1 protein-coding gene is annotated in these 328 nt (G+C 29.0%); it reads left to right on the top strand.

What is annotated here, in order from left to right; genetic code table 11:
• Positions 1 to 328: condensation domain-containing protein (locus F7018_RS17975; RefSeq protein WP_175578782.1), on the top strand; the 328-nt coding region annotated here is incomplete at both ends.

The following is a 328-nucleotide window of genomic DNA, read 5'->3' on the forward strand; positions in this document are numbered from 1 at the left end:
TTTGGTTCAATCTATAATAGATGCTTCAGAATTTGAAGTTACTTATAAAGAAGCTGATTCAAGTGAGGTAGAGGATTTAGTATCTAGTTTTGTTCGTCCATTTGAACTATCAGAAGAAATTCCTTATCGTATAAGTTTGGTAGATGTATCAGGGTTGTATTATATGTTAATGATTGATAGTCATCATATTATTAATGATGGAGTTTCAAATGATATTTTAATAAGAGATCTATGGTCACTTTATCAAGGACAAAGTTTAAAACCATTAAATATATCTTATACAGATTATTCGGTTTGGCAAGAGAGTGAATCTTATCAAGAGATAGTT

Source organism: Tenacibaculum aiptasiae (assembly GCF_008806755.1).
In the GTDB taxonomy this organism is placed as follows: Bacteria; Bacteroidota; Bacteroidia; order Flavobacteriales; family Flavobacteriaceae; genus Polaribacter; species Polaribacter aiptasiae.